This is a genomic window from Treponema sp. UBA7570 (genome assembly GCA_002477955.1).
Lineage (GTDB): Bacteria > Spirochaetota > Spirochaetia > Treponematales > Treponemataceae > Treponema_D.
The window spans coordinates 11,265-12,490 of record DLLE01000006.1 but is presented as its reverse complement, the minus strand read 5'-3'; the positions used below and the strand labels follow the sequence as shown (position 1 = coordinate 12,490).

Sequence of the window (1,226 nt, the reverse complement as noted above, 5' to 3'; positions counted from 1 at the left end):
AATATAGTTGCGTGCTCCAAAAGCTCAAGATTTTTTCTGATTTTTTTAAAAATCTTTATTTCTCCAAAACCTGTTCCGCCACTGCATATTTCGATTAAGTCCCTTCCGCCTTCCAAAAGTTCATAATTTTTTATGAGCATTTGTGAAGTCCTGCAATAAACATCAACATCGATTACATATTTTTTCCAATGAACACTCACACTCCAGTGAAGTTTTTCGCCATCGGCATCTATTGGCATCTGAGAGCAAGAATGAATTTCAGAATACTTATTAAAAATTCCTTTTCCACTCAGAGAAATTTTTCTTCCTTCAAGCTCGACAAAAGCCTTCAGTTTTTTTTCAAATTCGCCTTCAATACAAAAGCAGGATTTTCCCAAATTTTTTCCAGAAATTGAACTCGTAAAATTCGTCGATGAAAGATGGAAATAATTTTCAATCAGTTTTTCGCCCCAGGATTTAGAAATATAGCCGGCAGAACTTCTAGGAACAACTGTGTATTCCGTTCCGTTTAATTCAACAACTCCTGCAAAGACTGTTTTTGCGCCAAGTGGAATCCATAAATCGTTTTTATTTTTATACAAAGGAGCTGATTCAATAGTCTTTTCAAAGTGCAGATTCCATTTCATTGTTCCAGCCGAACACAAAAGCTCCGGTTTTTCGGACAAATTTTCTTCTGTAACTTCTATACTGCCGGAAATCAAGTCTTTTCCAAAAATACAATTTTCCAATTTAAAAGACTGATCAGATTTTATGAAATTAAGTTTTTCCGATGGATAAAAACAGTTGAACTGCCTGCCGTTTTCTCCATAAAAACCAGCTTTTAAAAGAGCATAACTTGGAATAAACTCCTCTTCTTCATTCGCTTTGCTTGCGGCTAAAGTTCCTGCAAGCGCGTACTGCAAATCAGAATCAGAAATTTTTAATTGGGATTTTTGTGCTATTATCGCTTTTTTAGGCGAAATCAACGGATTTACATAATACAATTCAACAAAAAAGGTCTTTTGTTCTCCTGTTGCCCTGTTGATTCCTGTAAAAACATAACGCCACCATTCAAAACCTTTACGGCGCAGTTTTCCTTTTAGTAAATAATTATCAAAACGATTGTATTTTTTTGATGCCGCCATTGCACCCGCCTTGCCAAACAAGAATTTTTTCATTCTTCTATATAAATAAAATTTCGGCAAAAACGGATTTCTGATTTAGCTTTATTTAAAGATTTTATTTAA

General features: G+C 34.4%; 1 protein-coding gene. It reads right to left on the bottom strand.

The features are described from left to right. Positions 1 to 1,124 (bottom strand): hypothetical protein (locus B4N75_RS00520; RefSeq protein ID WP_296706298.1); only part of this gene is annotated, 1,124 nt, incomplete at its 3' end. Positions 1,125 to 1,226: the final 102 nt, after the last annotated feature.